Source organism: Cysteiniphilum litorale, assembly GCF_003428165.1.
In the GTDB taxonomy this organism is placed as follows: Bacteria; Pseudomonadota; Gammaproteobacteria; order Francisellales; family Francisellaceae; genus Caedibacter; species Caedibacter litoralis.
Genome location: NZ_QLIQ01000070.1, coordinates 1 through 6,484, shown reverse-complemented (window position 1 = coordinate 6,484; position 6,484 = coordinate 1). Strand labels below are relative to the sequence as shown.

Annotated in this window: 9 protein-coding genes; 2 read left to right on the top strand and 7 right to left on the bottom strand. The window is 37.8% G+C overall.

Translation table 11 applies throughout. The features are described from left to right. Window positions 1–1,610 (top strand): DUF7146 domain-containing protein (locus DNJ75_RS13935; protein WP_206609117.1); only part of this gene is annotated, 1,610 nt, incomplete at its 5' end. A gap of 94 nt (window positions 1,611–1,704) precedes the next feature. Here the strand turns inward: DNJ75_RS13935 and DNJ75_RS13930 are convergent. Genes DNJ75_RS13930 through DNJ75_RS13920 form a run of 3 tightly spaced genes read right to left on the bottom strand, consistent with a single transcriptional unit; the run spans window position 1,705 to window position 2,530 of the window. After that, window positions 1,705–1,971: a hypothetical protein gene (locus DNJ75_RS13930; RefSeq protein WP_117004051.1), complete on the bottom strand. Its 267-nt coding sequence runs from the start codon at window positions 1,969–1,971 to the stop codon at window positions 1,705–1,707. 16 nt (window positions 1,972–1,987) lie between these two features. Then, complete coding sequence (locus DNJ75_RS13925; protein WP_117004050.1) at window positions 1,988–2,260, bottom strand: hypothetical protein; 273 nt, start codon at window positions 2,258–2,260, stop codon at window positions 1,988–1,990. Window positions 2,261–2,311: 51 nt separating this feature from the next. Beyond that, window positions 2,312–2,530: a hypothetical protein gene (locus DNJ75_RS13920; RefSeq protein ID WP_117004049.1), complete on the bottom strand. Its 219-nt coding sequence runs from the start codon at window positions 2,528–2,530 to the stop codon at window positions 2,312–2,314. 150 nt (window positions 2,531–2,680) lie between these two features. On the opposite strand from DNJ75_RS13920, the gene DNJ75_RS13915 reads away from it, so the two are divergent. Then, the gene (locus DNJ75_RS13915; protein ID WP_117004048.1) at window positions 2,681–2,998 is read left to right on the top strand and encodes a hypothetical protein; all 318 of its coding nucleotides are present in this window, start codon (window positions 2,681–2,683) and stop codon (window positions 2,996–2,998) included. A gap of 180 nt (window positions 2,999–3,178) precedes the next feature. Here the strand turns inward: DNJ75_RS13915 and DNJ75_RS13910 are convergent, their stop codons facing one another. From DNJ75_RS13910 to DNJ75_RS13895, 4 genes are all read right to left on the bottom strand, one after another. Next, complete coding sequence (locus DNJ75_RS13910; protein WP_117004047.1) at window positions 3,179–4,054, bottom strand: zinc-binding metallopeptidase family protein; 876 nt, start codon at window positions 4,052–4,054, stop codon at window positions 3,179–3,181. After that, window positions 4,051–5,283: a hypothetical protein gene (locus tag DNJ75_RS13905; RefSeq protein ID WP_117004046.1), complete on the bottom strand. Its 1,233-nt coding sequence runs from the start codon at window positions 5,281–5,283 to the stop codon at window positions 4,051–4,053. The genes DNJ75_RS13910 and DNJ75_RS13905 overlap by 4 nt, the downstream gene beginning before the upstream one ends. A gap of 214 nt (window positions 5,284–5,497) precedes the next feature. Continuing rightward, complete coding sequence (locus tag DNJ75_RS13900) at window positions 5,498–5,932, bottom strand: hypothetical protein (protein WP_117004045.1); 435 nt, start codon at window positions 5,930–5,932, stop codon at window positions 5,498–5,500. 116 nt (window positions 5,933–6,048) lie between these two features. Next, a complete protein-coding gene (locus tag DNJ75_RS13895; RefSeq protein WP_117004044.1) occupies window positions 6,049–6,243 on the bottom strand; it encodes a hypothetical protein in 195 nt (64 codons plus the stop codon). Window positions 6,244–6,484: the final 241 nt, after the last annotated feature.

Below are 6,484 nucleotides of genomic sequence, written 5' to 3'. Positions count from 1 at the left end.
GTGAGCGTGTTCCAGTTCTTAATCATCTAAAAGCAACTCATGCAGTGAATGAAATTGCACCTGCAAATAGTGCTTCTTCTAACCTTTCTACTGCGCCAATGCAGCCAAGAGAGGTGACGCGTTTTGACGTGAAAGCGATTAATAATGCCATTTATGCTCGTTTAGATGTTTATGATTATGCCTTTGGTCAGCCAATGAAAGCGACACAGGATTATGTGCTATATGAACATGATCGCATGGTGATGTTAAGTGGAGAGAAAAAAGGTCAATGGTATGATCCCGTTAAAGATAAATATCGCCAACCAGCAGATGCCTTCAGAGAAAACTTCCCGCAACAAAAAACGGGCATGAGTCATTTTGAGATGGCGGCTATTTTTGCAGGGCTTAAAGTTGAATCGGTTAAAACCACTGAAATTTATGATCCTCAAAAAGTTGCTGAGGAACGTGAAGCGGAAGCGGCAAGAATACGCGCTGCTGAAATTGCCAAAGCACAAAAGCTGTGGTCTGCGACTGTGCCATTAAAAGACACTTTAGCTGAGCGTTACTTAAAAGAGCATCGTGCTATTTATCCTATTCACACGATGCAAATGCGCTTTTTACCTAAGGGTGCGTGGGTCTATGAACAAGATGGGCAAACTCTCACCAATAAACTGCCAATGCTTGTGGTTCCTGTCTACGGCAAAGAGGGCTTAACCGGAGTGCAGCGTATTTACTTAGATCCGAAAACAGCAGACAAGCCAAGCTTTATGGATACCCCTAAATTAACATTAGGTGTTATTTATGGTTCAGCAGGTTTTGTGAATATTGCTGCTGAGAATGAAAAAGGGCGAAAAGGGAGGCTATATATTGCAGAGGGTCCAGAGACCGCAGCATCAATTGCGATGGCTGATCCAAAAGCCACCGTTTTAACGGCGTGTGGTTCGGCAGCCAATATTGGCAAAATGAAAGATATGATTGAGCGCTTTAATCCCAGTGAGGTGATTATTGCAGGGGATAATGATGGTGTGACATCACAATCTTATGCCTTGACGTATGAGGCACAAGCTGCATTAAAAGCGCAGGGGATCGATGCACGAGTCATCTTGCCACAAAACATTGAAGGCTTTAAAAAGACCGACTGGAATGATGTCCTGGTACATCAGCATGTTGATGACATCTCTGAGCAGATGGGATTAGATCGACTACATAACCGTGTTGATCGAACACAACTGCAATTAAGTCAATCTGCACCTGGCATTTCGCAAGAAACCAAAGAAGCCTTGTCTATGTACGCCAAGCGCTATATGGCAAATCGTGGCGAGTTTATCGATGGTGATGCGTATATCAATGACTGGTTGCGAGAGTATTCAGATGAAACGCTACAGGCACATAAATCTGATATACAGGCATTGGTTAAGTATGAGCTTGATTACCCTGGTGAGCGTACAGACTTTAATTTAACCGATGATAAAATTGAAGCCGTTATTGCCAAATCAGGTAGTCCAATGGCCTTATCCAGTGTGGCAACAATGATAGATATTTATGCCAGACACCACAGAGATAAAGTCCAGCAGCAATTATCTAAAGGCAAAGGACAATCTCATGATGAGGGTTATGATATTGGTGAGTAAGGTTGATAGATAGACTTGGTATTCATAAAAGAACTGAGTGAGCTAAAATTTCGAGTAGCACTTGTGTTAAAAGATGAAGTTTAAATTTCTACAACTAGTTTTCTCTCAGCGCGTCATCTTTTTTAAAAAGGTCATAAACTTGTACAGAAAAAAACACAATGCCAATGATTACAACGCATCCTGCAAGCATATATATAACATATTCAGTATTTACATTAAAATATTCAAATATTGAATAAGAAATTGCAATTAGTACATAAAATGAAATAGCAAAATTAAGCTTAGGATTATCAAACCCTACTACCAATAATATGAAAAATACAGTTAGTGCTAATGACCATAATGTAGTTATTATTATCATTTTTATATTTCCTTTTTTATAGATCTGGTCGTGAATCTATGAATGCTCTCTCTTTGTATTTTTTAAAAATTCTACCGCACAAAGTTACGACTGCTATTACACCAATAAAACCAAGCTCCAGAGCCAACTCTCTCATGAAGAAAGTGCCTACAGAAGTCATTATTGCAACGATAATTAATGCGAACTCGACAATTGTAAAGTATGGTCTGTAAATATAATTTCTAATTTGCTTGTAAGCCCTTATTTTTTTATCAAGGTACTTTTTATTCATATTGTTTACTCTGTTCATTCTTATCACCTTTAGAATAAAGCTACTTAATTTGATGTAAAATCTATCATTTTAAGAAGCAATGACAGTTATTAGGTTAGTATGTTTTAGGGTTTTATTGGTTTCAGTATTTTTAAGTTTAACATTGGCATCCAATCCTTTAAAAAACTCATACTCTAATAATTCCACAAAATAGTGTTCTGCTTGTGCTGCGTCATCAAAAGACCGTGTAAATGTATTTAACGCATAATGATTTTGTGCATTTTCAATCGATACCTGATATTTTTTCACTGTATACTCCTGTTTTATAGACTGTTTATAAACGTTTATTTCATTGATTTAATTATTATAAATGTCAAATAGACATTAATCAACAACATATTGACATACATGAATAAAAATACAATCATATAGACATTAAAATTTATATTTTATTTTTAAATGAGTCTATCTTACAGTGAATTTACCCGCGCTATTCAGCTGCTGGCTAAGGATAAAAGCCAAAATATACGATCAATCAAGGACTTTTGTGAGGTGACAGGATATAGCTATGACACTGTGTTAGGTTGGCGTAAAAAGCCGCATGTGCCTCCTGTGGCGCAAAGCTGGCTCAAGCTCTATCAGGAAAATCTGCTGCTTAAGCGGCAAAATGACGAGTATATGGTTTTATGCGGTGAGTTTAAAATGCTATCGTCTGCTATGGAGGCTGTGCCGGAAAATAGTCAAGCACCCGATAGAAATAAGCGCAAAAATAAATAAGTGAAAGGTAAACCATGAAAATGGTGATGGCATATTCAGTTTAACAAAGTCATGTCACACATTGAGGAATTTTAACATATGCTTATTTTAAGCGCTCAAGTGCAAAGCGCTTGTGCTCAAAAAGCATATGTTAATGTTTTCCTATTTTTTTGATCAGATTTTCAATACAGTTTTAGTTTTTTAGTGGTACCAATCATAATCATTAATAAAGAAATACAGCTCATCGCAAATTTCTTCATCCGTCATATTGGTGGCTAAAAGCTCTTGCATGAAATACCTGATGCTTTTATTGTGCTGTTGATATGGATAATCAGGCGCCCAATCGTGTGCTACTTTGTGTGGAAAAACTTGGTTGCCAAGATTGCTGATAATACTTCGCGTAAAATCAATCGCCTTTTGCATATGTCTGATATCAATATACTCATCTTTGGTATGTGGTTTATAGTAACCACATGATAGATTCATACAAGATACGCCAACAGTGTCCTGGTCAGCCAGAGTAACAACATCCGTTAATCCACCAAGCTGTGATGTATAACCATAATTTTGAGCAATATTTTCAACGGCATTGATAAAATCATCACTGGCTATGGTAATGCCAGCGCCATTAAAAATAATGTCCTCATGTCCTTTACGATCCAGTTGAATTAAGTAGCTTGCATTCAGATAATCACCGTCTGCATGGCTAGAGCCAATACAGCCAACTTCCTCATCTTTAAAGAGTGCAACACCTATATCCAGTAGATCAAAAAGTTGCAATGCTGCAAACACACCGACACCATCATCAGCACCCAGGTTGCATGGTTTCCCATGGCGTGTGCTACTGATGATTTGTGCGTAAGGATCAACAACGATCTGCTTGGCAGTCGGTTGCTCATCCACGGTGTCAATATGTGCGACAAGATAGGGTTTTTGCTGACGAAAATCACGATTAAGGTAGAGATTACCATATTCATCTTGATGAACGTATTTGCCATATTGTTGCTTGATATATGCTGCCTTGGCATTTTGATTGCCAAGACTTAAAATGTTGAATAAGCGCTGTAAATGTTTCATGGACGCGCTCCTTCAACACAGTGTGCACATATGTCACCACAACCGAAATGATAGATGTCATTATCAAGGACATATCCATTGCATTCGTCACAGGTTTGGTAGTGATTGTCTAAACAGGTTTGGCAGACACGATCATCATCTTTAGTAGCAGTCATGTTATCGTAATGATCATACTCATCACAGTGATCACAGCGATGATAATAGGCATCAACGCAGCTTTCACAGATGTCCATGCCCTGAATTGAGCTAATCTCACTATCATCGCAAAAAGCGTCACACTCCTCGCAGCACACCAAAAGAGTCGTGTATCCATCAGTGGAGTTTAGCATCGCGTTATGGTTGATATCATCAACACAATAGAGTAATTTATCCTGTGTATTGAAGTAGCGAAATGTGTCCATGTATGGATAATAGTCATATCTCTGCGTTAAAGTAACGGACTGAGAAATGGATGTCAGACGATCATTTGCACCTTGCCATGAATCAACCTCATCATAATTATTATTGCTTTTGCAATACATGCCATTATTTTTGGCATATGTTACTAATGCTTCTTCAATATAAGATGAAGTGCCATAGCGTCGATCACAACACGTTGCACCACTATCAACTTGCCAGGTAATTGCTCTACCGACTAAATAACCATCTTGATCTGTTGCAACAAGGCAACCAATGGCTGGTTCATTGTCATATATTTCAAAGTACTTTTCTGGTTTGCCTTGCATGCAAGAAGAACCAAGAGAGCCATTTTGTAATCTAGGCAAACGGTAAACATCGGCAATCCCTGTCTTAATATGTTTAATATCAAGCTTAGGTGTATTGAAATGTTGCTCAAGTTTGAAAATCATCCCTTCAGGTAGAATAACACCCGTTGCAGCTAAGGCTCTTCTCACCGTCGTTTGTACGGCAAAACTGCTTCTTAACTCCTTACAGCCAACATTATATGGCAATAGCATCTCCAAAAAGATGGGTAGGCTATTAGTCAAAGTTGATGTTGATGGGAGATTAAACCGATTCAATCGAGCAATTGGGATATAGGCTAACCTGCTGTGATCACAGTTTAGTCCTAAAAAAGCCCCCTTGCGGTAGATCGCAACCTTATCATCAAAAGTAATATTTTCGATGGTAAAGTCAGGATCAAGATGCTTTAGTAGGTGGAGAAATTCACTGGATACTGCATTAATTATCTCAGGTAATTCCAATGTTTTATTATCTGTATTTTGTGACATGGTATTCTCCTTATGTCATAAAACAGGGAGAATACCCCCTACAGGGAATGTTCTCCCTGTAGGGTTATCACGTCAATAAGACGCATTTATGTAACATCACATAAGAAAAGTATTGCAAATAAATCATATCGCCATATAATTAACTTACATTCTCCTTATGGATGTGGGTTACAAAGCAGTTGAGAGCTCAAACTAAACTGCTTTGTGATACTTCTTACTTTATTTCCGTATCATCCTCATCCTCTTTAATGAACCCTGCTACAAAGTGGCTGACTTCACTAATTTCAGATAAAGGTTTCGGCTTCCAGTTAAGATCTATCAGAACACCTGCGACTTCTCTGAGCTCGTCAATGCTAAAGTAGCCAAACTCAGTATCGTGGCCTGAAACAAGTGCAAATACTTGTAATTGTTCATCACAGATATCTTTTTCGATCACATACCAGTGCCATCCATTGGGATGATAGTAGTGCAACCAGGCAACTTTATCGGGTATCCTTTGACTTTCCGTTTGGTAGGTCTCTGGACACCTCTCTAATGCTTTTTTTAAGTGATCAAGTTGAGGTTGATACTTGACGATATTATCGTAGATAAGCGTTGCTGCCTGATATTTGGGAATAAAATAAAAAGCTTTGTTTTTATTTATGGTCATTTTGTCATCTCCTTAAAATTAGGTTTACTCAGTTTTTAACCTTTTAAGGGGATGACAATCCCTTGAGGGATTAACATCCCCCAAGGGTTATTTTATTTATTAAAACATCTATGCAATCAGATACATAATCTTCTCAAATACGGTGTAATTGAGATGGGCTGAGTTTTAATATTTTTTATATTCAGCATTTTTTCATAGGTATTTGCTTGCGTTGGTTCGTCATTCTTTGTTTTTTCTATTTCCGCATGATCGGACAACAAAATTTTTGATGTCCGTAATGCTAATAACTGACCTTGATGTTTATGTTTCATTGTATTTCTCCTTATAGTTTGAGCTAACGGGAGACGTACAATGCCCATCAGGGAGTTGCTAGTCTCCCTGGTGGGTTGATTTATAGAATTATTTAACAGCTAGAGAAGTATTGGCGACATAGCTTGATATAAATTCAATAGAATCGTTATCAATTTTAAAAAGCGCATTATAAATATCATCAATCGTGTCCATTTGATCTAGTGTTTTAATCTCACAATTGATGTATCTATGTAGTGTGCT

Bases quoted from the DNA above. Each gene is read 5' to 3' on its own strand.
- DNJ75_RS13915 (WP_117004048.1), top strand. From the start codon at position 2,681: ATGAGTCTATCTTACAGTGAATTTACCCGCGCTATTCAGCTGCTGGCT.
- DNJ75_RS13895 (WP_117004044.1), bottom strand. From the start codon at position 6,243: ATGAAACATAAACATCAAGGTCAGTTATTAGCATTACGGACATCAAAA.
- DNJ75_RS13925 (WP_117004050.1), bottom strand. From the start codon at position 2,260: ATGAACAGAGTAAACAATATGAATAAAAAGTACCTTGATAAAAAAATA.
- DNJ75_RS13905 (WP_117004046.1), bottom strand. From the start codon at position 5,283: ATGTCACAAAATACAGATAATAAAACATTGGAATTACCTGAGATAATT.
- DNJ75_RS13910 (WP_117004047.1), bottom strand. From the start codon at position 4,054: ATGAAACATTTACAGCGCTTATTCAACATTTTAAGTCTTGGCAATCAA.
- DNJ75_RS13930 (WP_117004051.1), bottom strand. From the start codon at position 1,971: ATGATAATAATAACTACATTATGGTCATTAGCACTAACTGTATTTTTC.
- DNJ75_RS13900 (WP_117004045.1), bottom strand. From the start codon at position 5,932: ATGACCATAAATAAAAACAAAGCTTTTTATTTTATTCCCAAATATCAG.